Origin of the sequence: Coprococcus sp. AF102-57, from assembly GCF_027686195.1 — a bacterium.
Lineage (GTDB): Bacteria > Bacillota > Clostridia > Lachnospirales > Lachnospiraceae > Allocoprococcus > Allocoprococcus comes.
The window spans coordinates 1-16337 of sequence record NZ_JAQCSY010000039.1 but is presented as its reverse complement, the minus strand read 5'-3'; the positions used below and the strand labels follow the sequence as shown (position 1 = coordinate 16337).

Below are 16337 nucleotides of genomic sequence, written 5' to 3'. Positions count from 1 at the left end.
AAAACGCTATGTTTTGACCCCGGCATCATAGAAGATATATTTACTGTTATTGATATTCATAAATTGAAACCTTCTTTTTATTTCAATGTATAAAATACCTGATCTCAGGAAATTGTATAAACAATTTTGCAGAAACGCAAAATTTAGATTTAACAGTTGAAAAGATAAAAATGAATTGAATTAGAATAAAAAACGAAATAATTATACAAACATAGGAGAACTAACATTAAAAAAGGTTACACAATATGCATGAGTATGCATTTGGGAAAAAGTATTTGTGACCATTTTTTGACCATGTACTCCAATGTACTCCACAACACTACAGTACACTCCATGCCATTGTCAGAACTTTCAGACAGCTTTTCCGACCATAAAAAATCCCTCAACCACGCGCTTTATCGCGTTTTTGTAGGATTAAAATTATCGGGCAGTCGGTGTTAAATCACCAGTCATATCAAAATCTCCTTATTTTTCAAGGGTTTGCAAGCAGTACTATTCGATTATACACTATTTTTTGCAACGGTGTACAAAGGGAACATAATAAAAAGCTTAATAATGGACTGCCAATCTTACACAAAGTACCGCCCAAACGAGACTACGGGCGGTATTTTTGTATCATGGCGGAGAAAGGAGGAACTTCCCACGGGGGCTTGACTGAAAAGTTGAGCCCCTTTTTTCATGCCAAAAAACAGGAGGTAAATGCTTATGGCAGATGATAAAACCACAAAAACGCCGGAACAGCCGGTAACGGATAGCGGGCCGGGCAAGGAAACGCCTCCCGCTCCCCCAAAAGAGCCGGGGAAGGTTTCCGTTTCCCCGGAGCCGGAAAAAAAGACGGAACCAGAGGTAAAGAACCCACAGGTTTCTGTCTATAACTTCGCTGAAATTATGAAGGAAAAGAAAGTCGAGGAACGGGCGGCAGCTCCCGGCGTGGAAAAGCCTGACCCGGCAAAAGCGGAGAAACCGGAAAAGCAGCCGGAGGCTCCGAAAAAAGCAGAGGAAAAACCCAAAGAGCCGGAACAGCCGAAGCGCCGGGGCCGTCCCCCGAAAGCAAATAAGGACAAGGACGCAGCCCCGAAGTCCAAAGCTCCCGCACAGAAACCGGAAAAGGCGGTCAAAAAGGAACCGGAGAAAAAAACGGCTCCAACGATACAGGCCGCTCCCGCTCCGAAAGGACCCGAAAAGCCAAAGGATGCTCCACGCCGGGGCAAGGAGCAGATCGTCTATATCAAGCTGAACGAACTCCACGCCTTCAAGAACCATCCCTTTGAAGTCCGGGATGATGAAGAAATGCGGGCTATGGTGTCCAGCGTCAAGGACAAGGGCGTGACCCAGCCCGCTATCGTCCGTCCCCGTGAGGATGGCGGCTATGAGATCGTGTCCGGCCACCGCCGCCAGAAAGCCAGTGAGCTTGCCGGATATGCGGATATGCCCTGTATCGTCCGAAACCTGACAGATGATGAAGCCATCACACAGATGGTGGAGGACAATCTGAACCAGCGTGAAGAAATCCTCCCCAGTGAGCGAGCCAAAGCCTTAAAAATGCAGCTTGAAGCCATCAAGCACCAGGGCTCCCGCACTTCGGGCCAGATTGACCCGAAGGACGCAGGTAAACGCTCCAACGAGATCGTGGCCGAGCGCAATAAGATGGCGGTCAAGCAGGTGCAGCGGTATATCCGTCTCAATGAGCTGGTTCCCGACCTGATGAAGTTGATGGATGAAAAAAAGCTGGGCTTTACTACGGCGGTGGAGCTTTCCTATGTCAGCAAAAAGAACCAGAACTATATCGCCGTTGCCATTGACAGCCAGCAGTCCTCGCCTTCACAGGCGCAGGCAAAGCGTATGCGTGAGTTGGACGAAAAGAAGCTACTCAACGGGGATGTAATCGACGGCATTATGATGGAGGACAAAAAGGAGGTAGACAAAGTGATTTTGACAGGTGCGGAACTGAGCAAGTATTTCGGCAAGGAAACTACGCCGAGGGAAATGAAGGACCAGATCATCAAGCTGCTGGACGACTGGAAGGGTCAGCAGAAGGAACACGAAAAGCCGGAGAAGAAAAACGAACAGGAAAAGTAAGCTAAAACTTCGGGTCAGCATGGCCCGAGGATTGCGGGGCTCTGCCCCGCGCCCCGAAGCTCTGGAGATATAAATGATTCCCCGTCGCCAGTTATTCCGTAGCATAGCCGGGAAAATCAGTCAAGGGCAGCGCCGCCGCAGGCGGTGCCGGAGGCACCCTTGACGGATTTCTTCCGGTTATGCTTTTTCCCGGTCAAGCGACGGGGATATAAATTCTCCAGAGCCGTTCCCCTTCCCGGGGGAAGGGGCGGAGGGGTTGGGCGATACCTTGCTTTTCCCTAAACCAAAACAGAAATGGAGGCTCAACCAATGAAACGACCTTTAGCGTACCTGACCGCCGCATGGAGCGGCGAGCCGGATGTTGATATGGAGCTGGCGGCCCACTACTGCCGTCTTGCTTATGAGGCGGGTTTTTCCCCGATCTGCCCGCTCTTGTATCTGCCGCTGTTTTTGAATGACAGCGTTCCCGAGGAACACAAAGCCGGGATTGATATGCGCCGGGATATGCTGCGGCGCTCCCATACCCTGATCGTCTGCGGCAGCGCTGTGGACGAGGATGTAAAAAACGATATTGCGGTTGCCGGACGGCTGGGCATTGCGGCGACAACGCTGGAAGGGGTGCTTGCCGTGAAGGGACACGGCACCCCGGGCCATGCCGGACATTAAGCTGGGGAGCCTTTTTGACGGGATCGGCGTGTTCCCTCTGGCTGCTTCCCGGTGCGGTATCCGTCCGGTATGGGCCAGTGAGATTGAAAAAGCGCCCATCTCCATAACCAAAAGGCACTTTCCCGACATGGTGCATTTGGGGGATATTACGAAGGTGGACGGCGGGAAAATCCCACCTGTCCATATAATTACCTTCGGTTCCCCCTGTCAGAACCTTTCTCTGATTGGCAACCGCTCCGGCCTTGCCGGGGCAAAATCAAGCCTGTTCTATCAGGCGTTTCGTATCATACAGGAAATGAGGGATGCTACTGATAACCTATATCCAGCTATCGCTGTTTGGGAAAACGTCATGGGAGCGTTTTCTACAAATGACCGGATGGACTTTAGAGCCGTCCTATCCGCCTTCTCGGACACCGAAGTTCCAATGCCTCCTTCGGGAAGATGGGGAAACGCCGGAATGGTGCGAGGGGGAACGCCTGATGTGTGCTGGCGGCTCATGGACGCCCAGTATTGGGCAGGCTCCCGAAGGCTGGCACGAAGGCAGCGGATTTTCGTCGTGGCGGATTTTGGAGGCAGACGTGCCGCAGACATACTATTTAAGCCCCGTCCAATGCTCCCACTTCCTCCGCCTTGCGGAGAGGGCGGGCGGGCCGCCGCCGAAGGAGATCGAACAGCTTCTTTTGAAACAGGGCGGCAGATACCAGTCATCCACCCCTTTCAGTGCTTCCGTATGCGGGGAGCGGCAAAAAGGCAGGAAGAAACGGCCTTCCGAAACAGCTTCGGATTACCAACTGACCCTTTTCCCACTCTTTTAGCCAGTGATGTAACGCCCTTTGCCTTCTGGTATGAGGGCGACCCGGAGGGCGGCTGTATCCGTTTTCTGACGGAAACAGAAAGTGAACGGCTGATGGGGCTGCCGGAGGGCTGGACAAAGTACGGGGCGGACGGCGTGGAGATCCGGCCTCTGCAACGTTACAAGGCGCTGGGAAATGCGATTGCCCTCCCTTGCGCCGATTACATTATGGCCGGGATTTATGAGGTGCTGGCTGACCGGGCCGGAAAGGAGGAATGAGCCCATGTTTGAAGCCTATATAACCAACACCGCCCTGTACCCCTTGATGGGGATCGAGGTAGGGACAACGGTACATTTCCCCATGACGACACAGGAGTTGCAGGCCGCCCTTGCCAAAATCGGGATAGACGGGAAACGGTACAGCGAAGTGTTCTTTACCAGCTTTGACAGTGATGTGCTGGGGCTCTACGATTATCTCTACGAATGTGAGGACATCGACGAGCTGAACGAGCTGGGCCACGCCCTGCTGGAAGTACGGGATAAGGGCGGACTGGAAACCTTTGAAGCCGCTCTTGTCTTGGGAAACCACACACGGAGCGTGAAGGATTTGATAAACCTGACCCAGAACCTTGACCTGTACCGCTTTTACCCGGATATTTCTGATGATGAAGGGCTGGGCCGTCTTTACGCCGACGAGCTTGGGACCATCGACATACCGGAGCACATTCAGAACTACTTCGATTATGAGGCATACGGGCGGGATGTGCGTATCAACGAGGGCGGCGTATTCGCTCCCGGTGGGTACGTGTCGGCAGTCCCGGAGGGCTTCAAGGCGTATTACCACGGGCCGCAGGACATTCCGCCGGAACACCGGATATTTGCCTATCCTGAAAAGGCCGAGCCTGTCCACTCCATTCTCGCTGCACTCAAACGGTTTCAAGAAGCCCCGCCCGCTCCGAAAAAGGACAAGGCGGGGCCTTCCCATGAAGAACGGTAGGACTTCGGGCCAGCATGGCCCGAAGCATGAAGGAGGTGCATACCATCAACTATTACTCTATCAATGAAGGGGCCGCCCGCCGGGCAAAAGAAATGAACAGCTTTTCCGACTACAAGGAAGGGAGCGCAACGGCGGAATACCGGGCAATGGTGGACAAGGCCGCCGCCATAGCGGAACAGCAGAAATCCCGGGTGGACCCCATGTACCATGAGAAGATCGACCATCTGTTAGACACCTACGCCCGCAAGCTGGCCGAAAACATGAACCAGGGCTTTGCCATTGACGCAAGAGTTCCCTCTGTGATGATCGCCGGACCTGCCAATTTCCCGGTGGGAAAGAAGGAAAAACAGAACCGGGCCCGGGACAGCAACATGGAGGAATGGCGGTATATTCAAGGGCTGCTGGATAAGATACGCAGTACCGGCATGGGCGGGATCAGCGCCGATGACCCGGCAGCGATTGAAAAGCTCCAGAAGAAGTTGGACGGGCTGGAACGCTCCCAGCTCATTATGAAGGAGGTCAACGCCTATTACCGCAAGCATGGCAAGCTGGACGGCTGTGCGCTGCTGTCGCCGGACCAGATTGAAAAGCTGAAAGCAAGCATGGCGTCAAGCTGGCGGAGCGACCCGAGGCCCTTTGAAAGTTACCAGCTTACCAACAACAATGCGGAGATCCGCCGGGTAAAGGCCCGTATCGAACAGCTTTCCAAACAGGCACAGCAGGAATTTTCCGGCTGGGAGTTCGATGGGGGCCGTGTGGAAATGAACCGGGAGGACAACCGCTTGCAGGTGTTCTTTGACGGAAAGCCTGACGCGGACACCCGGGCTGAGCTGAAAAGCAATGGTTTCCGCTGGGCTCCCAGCGTGGGCGCATGGCAGAGGCAGCTCACGGACAACGCCATCCGGGCGGCTGACCGACTGGAATGTATCAAGCCGCTGTCCGGCGAAAAGCCCTCCCAGCTTCAAAAGAAGCCCTCTATCTTGCAGACCATGCGGGAACAGGGCGAAAAAGTCCAGACGGAGCCGGAAAAGAAAGCTCCGTCCGGCAGGGATGCCGAGCGGTAAGCCTCGGGCCACATTGGCCCGAGGTTTTCTGTTCCCCGAGATTGTACGGGGGCCTCCCGGATAGCGGGAACCCCGACGGAAAGGAGGTTTTATGCAGGAAGAAGTAAACCAAAAAACGGTTGCCCTTTCGATCAGGACAACGAAGCTCACGGGGAAAGTGCTGGCTGCCGCTCTTGGGAAGGTAGCGCGGGCGCTGCAAAAGCACCACCGGAAGGCGCTGACCCCGCAGGGACGCCAGAGCGTGAAAAAGCTGATGAACCACTATGGCGGCAAAAGCGCCATGCCCTATGTGGGAGCCCCAAAGGATTTTGACCGGATTGCGAAGGAGTTCCATGTGGACTACGCTTTCCATAAAGTGAGCCCCGGTCATTACCTGCTGTTTTTCAAAGCCAATCAGGCGGACGCTATCACGGCGGCCTTCCAGAAGTACAGCGCAAAGGTGCTGAACAAAGAGCAGGACAAGGCTTCCATCCTCGGCCAGCTTCGGAAATTCACGGAGCAGATCAGGACACAGTCAAAGGAAAAGCAGCGAACCAGAGAGGCGGTGAAGGACGGACGTTGAGTGACAAGATCAGAAAATATGTGCTCCCAAACCTGCCGTACCTCTTTGTGTTCTGGTTCTTCTCCAAAATCGGGACGGCCTACCGGATCGCCCCCGGCACAGACTTCGGGACAAAGCTCATGGGGATGCTTGATACCTTCCCCAAAGCCTTTGAAACCTACTGGCCGGGGCTGGGAGGTATTGACCTGCTGGTGGGCCTTGCCGGTGCGGCTGGGGTGTATCTGCTGATACAGTCAAAGATCAGGCAGGCGAAAAAATTCCGGCGGGATGCAGAGTACGGCACCGCCCGCTTTGGAACAAAGGAGGATATAAAGCCGTTTGTAGACCCTAAATTTCAGAACAATGTCATTCTGACCGGGACGGAGTTCCTTACCATGAACACCCGTCCGAAGATACCCGCCAATGCCCGGAACCTAAACGCCTGTGTCATCGGCTCGTCCGGCTCGGGCAAGACAAGGTTCTGGCTGACCCCGCAGCTCCTTCAAGCCCATTCCTCGTATGTGGTGGTAGACCCGAAGGGCGGCACCCTCGACCAGTGCGGGCGGTTTCTTCAATGGGAGAAATACAGGGTGCGAGTGTTCAACAGTATCGACTTTTCAAAATCCATGCACTATAATCCGCTGGCCTATATCAAGACGGAAAGCGATGTTTTGAAATTCGTTACCGCTCTGATTGCCAACACCAAAGGCGACGGCAAGGAGGGCGACGAGTTCTGGAGCAAAGCCGAAACCCTCTTGTACTGCGCCCTTGTGGCCTACATCGTCTTTGAGGGGCCGGAGGAGGAACGCAACATGAATACGCTGGTGGAAATGATAAACAGCATGGAAGTCCGGGAGGATGACGAAACCTTCAAAAATGCGGTGGACTATATGTTTGACGGGCTGGAACGCCGCAGCCCCCAGCACTTCGCCGTGAGGCAGTATAAGAAATACAAGCTCGCCAGCGGCAAGACAGCCAAAAGCATTTTGATTTCCTGCGGTGCAAGACTGGCTCCCTTTGATATTCCCCAGCTTCGGGAGATCATGTCTTATGACGAGCTGGAGCTTGATAAGCTGGGGGATGAAAAATCGGCTCTGTTCTTCCTTATCAGCGACACGGACACCACCTACAACTTTTTGGTTGCCCTCGCTTTTTCGCAGATGTTCAACCTTCTGTGTGAACGGGCTGACAACACCTATGGCGGGCGTCTGCCCTACCATGTGCGGGTGCTATGGGACGAGGCTGCCAACACCGGGCAGGTGCCGGGGCTGGAAAAGATCGTGGCCGTCATCCGCTCCCGTGAGATCAGCCTGACGCTCTTTTATCAGGCTATGAGCCAGTGCAAGGCATTGTACAAAGACCATTCCGAAACCATCATGGGCAACATGGACAGTATCGTATTCCTCGGAGGCCGGGAGGCTTCCACCCTAAAGGATATTTCGGAAAACTGGCTGGGCAAGGCCACCATCTCTATGCAGACCGAGGGCCGAAGCCGTGGACAGTCTGAAAGTTACAGCCAGAATATGCAGCGGCTTGGCCGGGAGCTGATGACCACCAGCGAGATCACCACCATGCCCGGGGATAAATGTATCTTGCAGCTTCGGGGGCTCCCGCCCTTCCTGTCCCCGAAGTATGACTTGAAAAAGCACCCGAATTACAAGTACACAGCCGAATTTGATAAAAAGAAAAACGCCTTCCGCTTGGAAAGCCTGTTCCGCCACCGGCCATTGAGACTAAAGCCGGAGGACGAATACACGGTGTACGAAGTGGATGGCTCCGACACAGACGAAGAAGCTGACCTATTGAACTTCGATGATCTGGACAGCGACGAGTTCGTGTAACTTCGGGCCATGATGACCCGAAGCGCCGCCGATGTGGGCGGCTTTTTTTGTACCCAAAACCATCAAACAAACAAAATGGAGGAACGTATATGGAATTTTTCAATCAGGCAATCGACATTCTCAAAATTCTGGTTATGGCTCTTGGTGCCGGTCTGGCGGTATGGGGCGTCATCAACCTTCTGGAAGGTTACGGGTCGGACAACCCTGCGGCAAATGCTTATGTGTCATAAAGTAGCATATAAAAATTGATATGCAGCCCTACTATTCCAAACAAACATTGTTAAAAATGACGAAATCTTTTGAGGTTTTACATATCATATCGTGAATAACGCTTGATTTATCGGCATTTTCATGGTAACATTATCCTAAGATATAGTGTAGAAATGTATACAAGGATACTTAGTTGAAAGGAGGGAAATTTGGTGGACTATTTATGGGTGTTGGTATTATTGATTTTGGGAGTTTGTATGGTCTGTTATCCTAAAATATTATGGAAAATAGAAAATTTATTCACAGTAAAAAATGGTGAACCAACCGAACTATATTTAGTATTAATGCGGATTGGTGGTGTATTTTTTATTATTTGTTCAGTTGGTATGATTATATATCTAATTATAAAATGAAACACCCTTATAGTTCTTAAATTGTATCCTATTATTCGAATTCAATAATTTCAAGAAAGGAGTGAACTGTATGAATAAGATATTTAAAAAGGTTATATCATTGGCACTTATAGGAACGCTATGTATAGGTGCAAGTACGACGACTTTTGCAAGTGAGTTATCGCCGGAAGCAAAGGCAGAAGCGACACAAACTAATGAAAGTGAGCGGAAAGTAAATTGGTGGCAAGTTGGTTGGAAAGTTTTATCCGACTATTTTGAAAAACTTATCGATCTTGATGGACAGAGCGTAAAAGATAGTAATTGGGCATATCTTGTGTCTCCGAGTATTGAATTTAATACTGGCGAGATGGGAAATGAAGTATACTTTAAACCAGAAGTAAATAATTCAGTTGGTTCAATGCGTATGCATGGACATCGAGTGATTTTTGTTGATATTTAATGGAAAAAATAGAAAGCATTGAGAATATTTCATAATTTCTTGAAAGTACTCTCAGTGCTTTCTTTGATAATATGAAAGGAGAAATAAATGCAAAAAAAACAACTTTCTGTATTAGTACTAATTATTTTATGCTTTTTATTAGGATGTAACAGAGAAACACCAAAAGATGAATCTCAACAAAATTATGAAGATGAATCTAATATTTCTAAAACAAATGGAGAAGAACTTGTAAATATAAACAGTGAATTGTTAGGTTCGACTCCTTTTGATATCCAAATCGATAAAACAGCATTGCAGACTAGAAAAGAAACAGAAACAGAAGTTACAATAAAGACAAATTTAACAGACTGGGGTTATACTGTTTCTTCTGAAAAAGGGAAAATATCTGATATAAATAAAAATTCATTCATATATATAGCACCTAAAGATGAGAGGGATGATACTATAAAAATACAATTATCGGACTATGAAAATGGCATATCATATGAATATACAATTCCACTTATTTTTGCGGGAAACAATGAACATTCTTTAGATAAATTCAAGGAAAATCTTTCAAGATTACCTAATAGTTAGTAAAGAGTCGATAGACTAAAGTACCACCATCCTCTTTTATTTCAACTGAATATCCATCCCGCCGCACCGCAGCGGCACATGAAGCAGTAAATCCGAAAAAGATTTGCTGCTTTTTTTGCGTCCATTTTTGGCAAATTTCCAAAAGTTCCGTATTAGACAGTGAAACCAAAAAAGGCTGCCATTTTTTTCAGACAGCGGGCAAAACGCAGCTTCCGAAACGCCTTATTGTCGGGAAAGACCGAGCCGCCGGAAAAGTTCTTGCCGGAAAGTCCGTCCATTCTGCTCTTTTGTGGTTTGTAGGGAGTAAGGGAAAAACGCCAGCCCGCAGCCTTTTATAAAAAAAGCTGGTTATAGATTTTCTGAAAAAGTGGCAGTAGCAAGTGAACGGCAGGCCGGCAGTTTCTTAGAGCAAGATTCTACCGAGGTGCCAAAATTCGCTTATCGCTCATTTTGCCCCTGCGGGAATCTTGTTGGGGAGTGCCTTCCCCAAACCCTGCTTATGCGGCTTGCGCCGCTGAAAAACCCCTCAAAATATTTTTCGGATTTTTCAAAAACAGTTCCGCTTCACACCCTGTTTTTCTCCTATTAGTGAGAGGACACCACGCACAGAAAGGAGGTCAACCACCTATGAAACGATACAACACGCCGCACCGCAGCCGGGTAGTCAAAACACGCATGACCGAGGAAGAATACGCCGAGTTTGCCCAGCGGCTTTCTGCTTACCACATGAGCCAAGCCGAGTTTATCCGGCAAGCCATAACCGGGGCAGCCATACGCCCCATCATAACCGTTTCCCCCATCAATGACGAGCTGCTTGCCGCTGTCGGGAAGCTGACCGCCGAATACGGGAGGATCGGCGGCAACTTAAACCAGATAGCCCGGACGCTGAACGAGTGGCACAGTCCCTATCCGCAGCTTGCCGGGGAGGTACGGGCGGCGGTTTCCGACCTTGCTGCCCTAAAGTTTGAAGTCTTGCAGAAAGTGGGTGACGCTGTTGGCAACATTCAAACATATCAGCTCTAAAAACGCCGACTATGGCGCAGCGGAAGCCTATCTCACATTTGAGCATGACGAGTTTACCATGAAAGCCACCCTTGATGAAAACGGGCGGCTGATACCGAGGGAGGATTACCGCATTTCTTCCCTCAACTGCGGGGGCGAGGATTTCGCTGTTGCCTGTATGCGAGCCAATCTCCGCTATGAGAAAAACCAAAAACGGGAAGATGTGAAAAGCCACCACTATATCATCAGCTTTGACCCACGGGACGGGACAGACAACGGCTTGACCGTAGACCGGGCGCAGGAGCTGGGCGAGCAGTTCTGCAAGGAGCATTTCCCCGGACACCAAGCCCTAATCTGCACCCACCCGGACGGGCATAACCACAGCGGGAATATCCATGTGCATATCGTCATCAACTCCCTGCGGATTTACGAAGTCCCGCTTCTGCCCTACATGGACAGACCAGCCGACACGCTGGAGGGCTGCAAGCACCGCTGCACCAACGCCGCTATGGAATATTTCAAGAGCGAAGTCATGGAAATGTGCCACCGGGAGGGGCTTTACCAAATCGACCTCTTGAACGGCAGCAAGGAACGGATAACCGAACGGGAATACTGGGCGGCAAAGAAAGGGCAGCTTGCCCTTGACAAAGAGAACGCCGCCAGAGAAGCCGCCGGACAGCCGACCAAGCCCACCAAGTTTGAAACGGACAAGGCGAAGCTGCGCCGGACGATACGGCAGGCACTTTCCCAAGCTGGCAGCTTTGACGAGTTTTCTTCCCTTTTGCTGCGGGAGGGTGTGACCGTCAAGGAGAGCCGGGGGCGGCTTTCCTACCTCACGCCGGACAGGACAAAGCCTATCACAGCCCGAAAGCTGGGGGACGATTTTGACAAGGCTGCTGTCCTTGCCCTGCTCACGCAGAACGCCCACAGAGCTGCCGAACAGACCAAAGCCATACCCGAATACCCTGCCGCAGTTAAAAAGCCGTTACAAGGGGAAAAAGCTGCAAAAACCACCCCGGCAGACAACACCTTGCAGCGCATGGTTGACCGGGAAGCCAAGCGAGCCGAGGGCAAGGGCGTGGGCTATGACCGCTGGGCGGCAAAGCACAACCTAAAGCAAATGGCAGCTACCGTTACCGCCTATCAGCAGTACGGCTTTTCCTCCCCGGAGGAACTGGACGAAGCCTGTTCTGCCGCCTATGCCGCCATGCAGGAAAGCCTTGCGTGGTTGAAGCAGGTGGAAAAGACGCTGAACGGGAAAAAGGAGCTGCAACGGCAGGTGCTTGCCTATTCCAAGACCCGCCCTGTCCGGGACGGGCTGAAACAGCAGAAAAACGCCAAAGCAAAAGCAGCCTACCGTCAGAAGCATGAAAGTGACTTTATCATAGCAGACGCAGCCGCCCGCTATTTCAGGGAGAACGGCATTTCCAAGCTGCCGAGCTATAAATCCCTGCAAGCAGAGATTGAAAGCCTTATCAAAGAGAAAAACAGCGGCTACAACGATTACCGGGCAAAACGGGAGGAGTACCGCCGCTTGCAGACTGTCAAGGGCAATATCGACCAGATTTTACGCCGGAGCGAGCCGCAGCGCAGAAAGGAGCAGAGCCATGAACGGTAATATCCCCCGCATGGACTACCGCCAGTACCGGGCAGCCCGCCGCCTTGTGCATGAGTGCTGCAACTATGACAGCGGGAACTGCCTGCTGTTGGAGGACGGCGAGCCTTGCGTGTGTGTACAGAGTATCAGCTATTCGCTGCTCTGCCGCTGGTTTACCGCCGCTGTCCTGCCCCTTGATGAAGCACTGGAAGCCGCCCTCTTGCGCCGGGGAAGCCGGAAACGCTGCGCTGTCTGCGGGGCGTTCTTCTTCCCAAAATCCAACCGGGGGAAATACTGCCCGGACTGCGCCGGACGCATGAAGCGGATAAACGCCGCCAAACGGAAGCGGAAACAAAGGGAGAAATGTCACGCTTTAGGGCATTTCAAACCCGCATAAATCAAGGCTTTTTTGGAGGGTGTCAAAGGGTGCGTGATACATTTATCCTTTTCCCTTAAAAACGCCCCCTAAAAGCGTAACAGAACCCACAGACAGACACCACAAGGAGGTGAACCCTATCGCTGATTATATGACCGCAGGAACGGAGCTGCCCGCTTACCTGCCTTACCCCCGTTTCCTGCTGGAAACAGACCTATCCCACACCGCAAGAGAGTTATATGCGCTGCTGTTAGACCGTTCCACCCTTTCGCAGAAGAACGGCTGGCAGGACAGCGAGGGACGGACATACATTGTCTACCCCATAGCAGAGATAGCGGAAATGCTGGATAAAGGCTGCACCACCATAAAGGGCGCACTGAACGAACTGGACGCTGCCGGGCTGCTGGAACGCAGACGGACGGGCTTTTCTGCCGCCAACCGTCTGTATGTGAAAGTGCCGCCTATCCCAGTGGTACAGTTTTCCGACCAACTGACGGACGGAAAACCGCCCCTCATAAGGGCGGGAAACCGACCAACTGACAGCCGGAAAACTGACCTTATGACGGTCGGAAAACCGTCCCCTAACCAAACTAATATAAACAACCTAATAGAGAGCCAAACAAAAGGAGCGAGTGAGGGGCAGCCCCCCGCCGCTTATGGCAGATATAAAAATGTATTTCTTTCTGACACAGAACTTTTGGAGCTGGAACAGGACTTCCCCGGCAAGTGGGAGTATTACCTTGACCGCCTTTCCTGCCACATCGCTTCCACCGGGAAGCAGTACCAGAGCCATGCAGCCACCATTTACAAGTGGGCGCAGGAGGACGCTGCCAAAGAGAAGCCAAAGAAAGGCATACCGGACTATTCATTCAAGGAGGGAGAAAGCCTATGACCGATACAATCCACAACACCATACTGCCTATGACCGACACCACAGCCGAGCCGGAGGATTACACCGGGGAGGACGGGCTTTTATACTGCGGCAAATGCCGGAAACCCAAAGAAGCCTATTTCCCGGAGGGCAAGACCTTTTTCGGGCGTGACCGCCACCCGTCAGAGTGCGACTGCCAGCGGGCAGCCCGTAAGGAACGGGAAGCCGCCGAGAAGCGGCGCAGCCACCTTGAAACGGTGGAACGGCTGAAACGGCAGGGCTTTACAGACAAGACCATGCAGGACTGGACATTTGCCAACGATAACGGCAGCTGCCCGCAGATGAAGAACGCCGCCGGATATGTGGCACGCTGGGAACAGATAAAGGACGGGAACTACGGGCTGCTCTTGTGGGGCAGGGTAGGCACTGGGAAAAGCTATTTTGCCGGGTGTATTGCAAACGCCCTCATGGAGCAGGAAGTCCCGGTGTGCATGACAAACTTTGCAGCAATATTAAACGACCTTGCCGCCAGCTTTGCGGGCAGGAACGAATATATTTCCCGCCTTTGCAGCTTCCCCCTGCTCATCATTGACGATTTTGGAATGGAGCGTGGCACAGAATACGGTCTGGAACAGGTCTACAATGTGATTGACAGCCGCTACCGGAGCAGGAAGCCGCTGATTGTGACGACCAACCTCACGCTGGAGGAATTGCAGCACCCGGAGGACACCGCCCACGCCCGGATTTATGACCGCCTGCTTGAAATGTGTTCCCCTCTCTGCTTTACCGGGGAGAATTTGAGGAAAGCCGCCGCACAGGGAAAAATGGAACAGCTGAAACGGCTGCTTGCCGGAAAGGAGATTTGCCTATGACCGACACCCAGAGAAACAAACGCCCTGCCCGCCGCCCGGACTGCGTGACCGAAACGAGGATAGGCAACACAATCCTTGTGGTGTCTGGCTTTTTCAAGGAGGGGGCGACCGACACCGCCGCTGACAAGATGATGAAAGTGCTGGAAGCAGAAGCCGCCGCCGGATATTTGACCTGTGATAAGCCTGATTGAAAAACCGTCATTTTTACCGACCGTAAAGAAGCAGATTTGACGCTTTTGCCGCTATACAGACAGCCGCCCCATGTGGTACAATCAAGGTACGGAATAGTGGGGCTGGCTGTCGGAAACGGAGGAATTTATGTTAAGACAGACCACCCAGCAACTCATTACCGCCCTTTACCCAAGACTGTCCCATGAGGACGAGCTGCAAGGCGAGAGCAATTCCATTTCCAACCAAAAGAGGATTTTGGAAACCTATGCCAAACAGAATGGATTTTCTAATCTGCGCTGGTACACCGACGACGGTTATTCCGGTGCGAACTTTCAAAGACCCGGATTTCAAGCCATGCTTGCAGACATTGAAGCAGGGAAAGTCGGGACAGTTATCGTCAAGGATATGTCGAGGTTAGGGCGAAACTACTTACAGGTGGGAATGTACACAGAAATGATTTTCCCACAGAAAGGTGTCCGCTTCATCGCTATCAATGACGGAGTGGACAGCGCACAGGGGGAAAATGATTTTGCCCCGCTGCGGAACATTTTTAACGAATGGCTGGTGAGAGATACGAGCAAGAAAATCAAGGCAGTAAAACGCTCTAAGGGCATGAGCGGAAAGCCCATCACAAGCAAGCCCGTCTATGGCTACCTCATGGACGAGGACGAAAACTTTATCATTGACGAGGAAGCCGCCCCGGTGGTACGGCAGATTTACAGCCTTTGCCTTGCCGGGAACGGTCCGACCAAGATAGCCCGTATGCTGACCGAGCAGCAAATCCCCACGCCGGGGACGCTGGAATACCGCAGGACGGGCAGCACCCGCCGCTACCACCCCGGCTATGAGTGCAAGTGGGCGACCAATACCGTGGTTCATCTGCTGGAAAACCGGGAATATACGGGCTGTCTGGTAAACTTTAAGACCGAGAAGCCGTCCTACAAGCTGAAACACAGCATAGAAAATCCCCCGGAAAAGCAGGCGGTTTTTGAGAACCACCATGAGCCTATCATTGACCGGGAAACGTGGGAACGGGTGCAGGAGTTACGCAAGCAGCGCAAACGCCCCAACCGTTATGACGAAGTGGGCTTGTTCTCCGGCATACTCTTTTGTGCCGACTGCGGCAGCGTCATGTACCAGCAGCGATACCAGACGGACAAGCGCAAGCAGGACTGTTATATCTGCGGAAGCTACAAGAAACGCACCGCCGACTGCACAGCGCACTTTATCCGCACTGACCTCTTGACCGCTGGCGTACTCTCCAATCTGCGGAAAGTTACCAGCTATGCGGCAAAGCATGAAGCCCGGTTTATGAAGCTTTTAATCGAGCAGAATGAGGACGGGGACAGACGCAGGAACGCCGCCAAGAAAAAGGAGCTGGAAGCCGCCGAGAAACGCATAGCCGAGTTATCTGCTATCTTCAAGCGGCTGTATGAGGACAGCGTAACCGGGCGCATATCGGACGAGCGTTTCACAGAGCTGTCGGCAGACTATGAAGCCGAGCAGAAAGAACTGAAAGAACGTGCCGCCAGACTGCGGGAAGAACTTTCCAAAGCGCAGGAAGCCACCGCAAACGCTGAAAAGTTTATGAATGTGGTACGCAGGCACACTACCATTGAAGAACTTACCCCTACTCTGCTGCGGGAGTTTGTGGAGAAAATCGTTGTCCATGAAAGCGTTGCCCTTGACGGGAAACGCCGGGGCAAGTTACGCAGACAGGAAATCGAAATCTATTATTCTTTTGTCGGCAAGGTAGAACTGCCCGACACCTAACCGCCCGACCTATCCGACATACCTCATGTGCCGGATAGGAACGGCAAAATTTTTTA

General features: G+C 51.9%; 18 protein-coding genes. All 18 read left to right on the top strand.

The genetic code is table 11. The features are described from left to right. The first annotated feature begins 705 nt into the window (after positions 1-705). Positions 706-2079 (top strand): ParB/RepB/Spo0J family partition protein, encoded by a 1374-nt coding sequence (locus tag PGZ10_RS16200; protein WP_330674336.1) that lies wholly within the window; start codon positions 706-708, stop codon positions 2077-2079. 309 nt (positions 2080-2388) lie between these two features. Then, a complete protein-coding gene (locus PGZ10_RS16195; RefSeq protein WP_003500157.1) occupies positions 2389-2745 on the top strand; it encodes a DUF7768 domain-containing protein in 357 nt (118 codons plus the stop codon). Next, positions 2732-3817 (top strand): DNA cytosine methyltransferase, encoded by a 1086-nt coding sequence (locus PGZ10_RS16190; protein ID WP_012741700.1) that lies wholly within the window; start codon positions 2732-2734, stop codon positions 3815-3817. The genes PGZ10_RS16195 and PGZ10_RS16190 overlap by 14 nt, the downstream gene beginning before the upstream one ends. A 4-nt stretch (positions 3818-3821) precedes the next feature. Next, positions 3822-4535, top strand: coding sequence for an antirestriction protein ArdA (locus PGZ10_RS16185; RefSeq protein WP_270541871.1), 714 nt, complete (start codon positions 3822-3824; stop codon positions 4533-4535). A gap of 14 nt (positions 4536-4549) precedes the next feature. Continuing rightward, the gene (locus PGZ10_RS16180; RefSeq protein ID WP_442872549.1) at positions 4550-5599 is read left to right on the top strand and encodes a hypothetical protein; all 1050 of its coding nucleotides are present in this window, start codon (positions 4550-4552) and stop codon (positions 5597-5599) included. A 91-nt stretch (positions 5600-5690) separates the two neighbouring features. Continuing rightward, positions 5691-6161, top strand: coding sequence for a PcfB family protein (locus tag PGZ10_RS16175; protein ID WP_118688847.1), 471 nt, complete (start codon positions 5691-5693; stop codon positions 6159-6161). Further along, positions 6158-7981: a VirD4-like conjugal transfer protein, CD1115 family gene (locus PGZ10_RS16170; RefSeq protein ID WP_270541867.1), complete on the top strand. Its 1824-nt coding sequence runs from the start codon at positions 6158-6160 to the stop codon at positions 7979-7981. The genes PGZ10_RS16175 and PGZ10_RS16170 overlap by 4 nt, the downstream gene beginning before the upstream one ends. Positions 7982-8028: 47 nt before the next feature. Beyond that, complete coding sequence (locus tag PGZ10_RS16165; protein ID WP_270541866.1) at positions 8029-8211, top strand: Maff2 family mobile element protein; 183 nt, start codon at positions 8029-8031, stop codon at positions 8209-8211. Positions 8212-8403: 192 nt separating this feature from the next. Beyond that, the gene (locus tag PGZ10_RS16160; protein ID WP_117659859.1) at positions 8404-8604 is read left to right on the top strand and encodes a DUF6199 family natural product biosynthesis protein; all 201 of its coding nucleotides are present in this window, start codon (positions 8404-8406) and stop codon (positions 8602-8604) included. A gap of 70 nt (positions 8605-8674) precedes the next feature. Next, positions 8675-9043, top strand: coding sequence for a hypothetical protein (locus PGZ10_RS16155; protein ID WP_117659805.1), 369 nt, complete (start codon positions 8675-8677; stop codon positions 9041-9043). Positions 9044-9130: 87 nt separating this feature from the next. Next, the gene (locus tag PGZ10_RS16150) at positions 9131-9619 is read left to right on the top strand and encodes a hypothetical protein (RefSeq protein ID WP_002569239.1); all 489 of its coding nucleotides are present in this window, start codon (positions 9131-9133) and stop codon (positions 9617-9619) included. Between the two features lie 627 nt (positions 9620-10246). Next, positions 10247-10642 (top strand): plasmid mobilization protein, encoded by a 396-nt coding sequence (locus tag PGZ10_RS16145; RefSeq protein ID WP_002594236.1) that lies wholly within the window; start codon positions 10247-10249, stop codon positions 10640-10642. Continuing rightward, positions 10614-12239, top strand: a complete 1626-nt coding sequence (locus PGZ10_RS16140) for a relaxase/mobilization nuclease domain-containing protein (protein ID WP_002594235.1) — start codon at positions 10614-10616, stop codon at positions 12237-12239. The genes PGZ10_RS16145 and PGZ10_RS16140 overlap by 29 nt, the downstream gene beginning before the upstream one ends. Further along, positions 12229-12615 (top strand): cysteine-rich VLP domain-containing protein, encoded by a 387-nt coding sequence (locus tag PGZ10_RS16135; protein ID WP_002594234.1) that lies wholly within the window; start codon positions 12229-12231, stop codon positions 12613-12615. Before PGZ10_RS16140 ends, PGZ10_RS16135 begins: the two co-directional genes overlap by 11 nt. Positions 12616-12745: 130 nt before the next feature. Further along, positions 12746-13486 (top strand): replication initiator protein A, encoded by a 741-nt coding sequence (locus PGZ10_RS16130; RefSeq protein WP_002594233.1) that lies wholly within the window; start codon positions 12746-12748, stop codon positions 13484-13486. Further along, positions 13483-14337, top strand: coding sequence for an ATP-binding protein (locus PGZ10_RS16125; RefSeq protein ID WP_002594232.1), 855 nt, complete (start codon positions 13483-13485; stop codon positions 14335-14337). The genes PGZ10_RS16130 and PGZ10_RS16125 overlap by 4 nt, the downstream gene beginning before the upstream one ends. Further along, entirely contained in the window at positions 14334-14528 is a 195-nt protein-coding gene (locus PGZ10_RS16120) for a transposon-encoded TnpW family protein (protein WP_002594231.1), read from the top strand. Before PGZ10_RS16125 ends, PGZ10_RS16120 begins: the two co-directional genes overlap by 4 nt. A gap of 127 nt (positions 14529-14655) precedes the next feature. Continuing rightward, on the top strand, positions 14656-16281 hold the full coding sequence (locus PGZ10_RS16115) for a recombinase family protein (RefSeq protein ID WP_002594230.1): 1626 nt from the start codon (positions 14656-14658) through the stop codon (positions 16279-16281). Positions 16282-16337 lie beyond the last annotated feature (56 nt).

Coding starts and splice junctions, on each gene's coding strand:
- PGZ10_RS16135 (WP_002594234.1), top strand. CDS start 12,229: ATGAACGGTAATATCCCCCGCATGGACTACCGCCAGTACCGGGCAGCC.
- PGZ10_RS16130 (WP_002594233.1), top strand. CDS start 12,746: ATGACCGCAGGAACGGAGCTGCCCGCTTACCTGCCTTACCCCCGTTTC.
- PGZ10_RS16185 (WP_270541871.1), top strand. CDS start 3,822: ATGTTTGAAGCCTATATAACCAACACCGCCCTGTACCCCTTGATGGGG.
- PGZ10_RS16145 (WP_002594236.1), top strand. CDS start 10,247: ATGAAACGATACAACACGCCGCACCGCAGCCGGGTAGTCAAAACACGC.
- PGZ10_RS16180 (WP_442872549.1), top strand. CDS start 4,550: ATGGCCCGAAGCATGAAGGAGGTGCATACCATCAACTATTACTCTATC.
- PGZ10_RS16115 (WP_002594230.1), top strand. CDS start 14,656: ATGTTAAGACAGACCACCCAGCAACTCATTACCGCCCTTTACCCAAGA.
- PGZ10_RS16120 (WP_002594231.1), top strand. CDS start 14,334: ATGACCGACACCCAGAGAAACAAACGCCCTGCCCGCCGCCCGGACTGC.
- PGZ10_RS16190 (WP_012741700.1), top strand. CDS start 2,732: ATGCCGGACATTAAGCTGGGGAGCCTTTTTGACGGGATCGGCGTGTTC.
- PGZ10_RS16125 (WP_002594232.1), top strand. CDS start 13,483: ATGACCGATACAATCCACAACACCATACTGCCTATGACCGACACCACA.
- PGZ10_RS16195 (WP_003500157.1), top strand. CDS start 2,389: ATGAAACGACCTTTAGCGTACCTGACCGCCGCATGGAGCGGCGAGCCG.
- PGZ10_RS16150 (WP_002569239.1), top strand. CDS start 9,131: ATGCAAAAAAAACAACTTTCTGTATTAGTACTAATTATTTTATGCTTT.
- PGZ10_RS16200 (WP_330674336.1), top strand. CDS start 706: ATGGCAGATGATAAAACCACAAAAACGCCGGAACAGCCGGTAACGGAT.
- PGZ10_RS16175 (WP_118688847.1), top strand. CDS start 5,691: ATGCAGGAAGAAGTAAACCAAAAAACGGTTGCCCTTTCGATCAGGACA.
- PGZ10_RS16155 (WP_117659805.1), top strand. CDS start 8,675: ATGAATAAGATATTTAAAAAGGTTATATCATTGGCACTTATAGGAACG.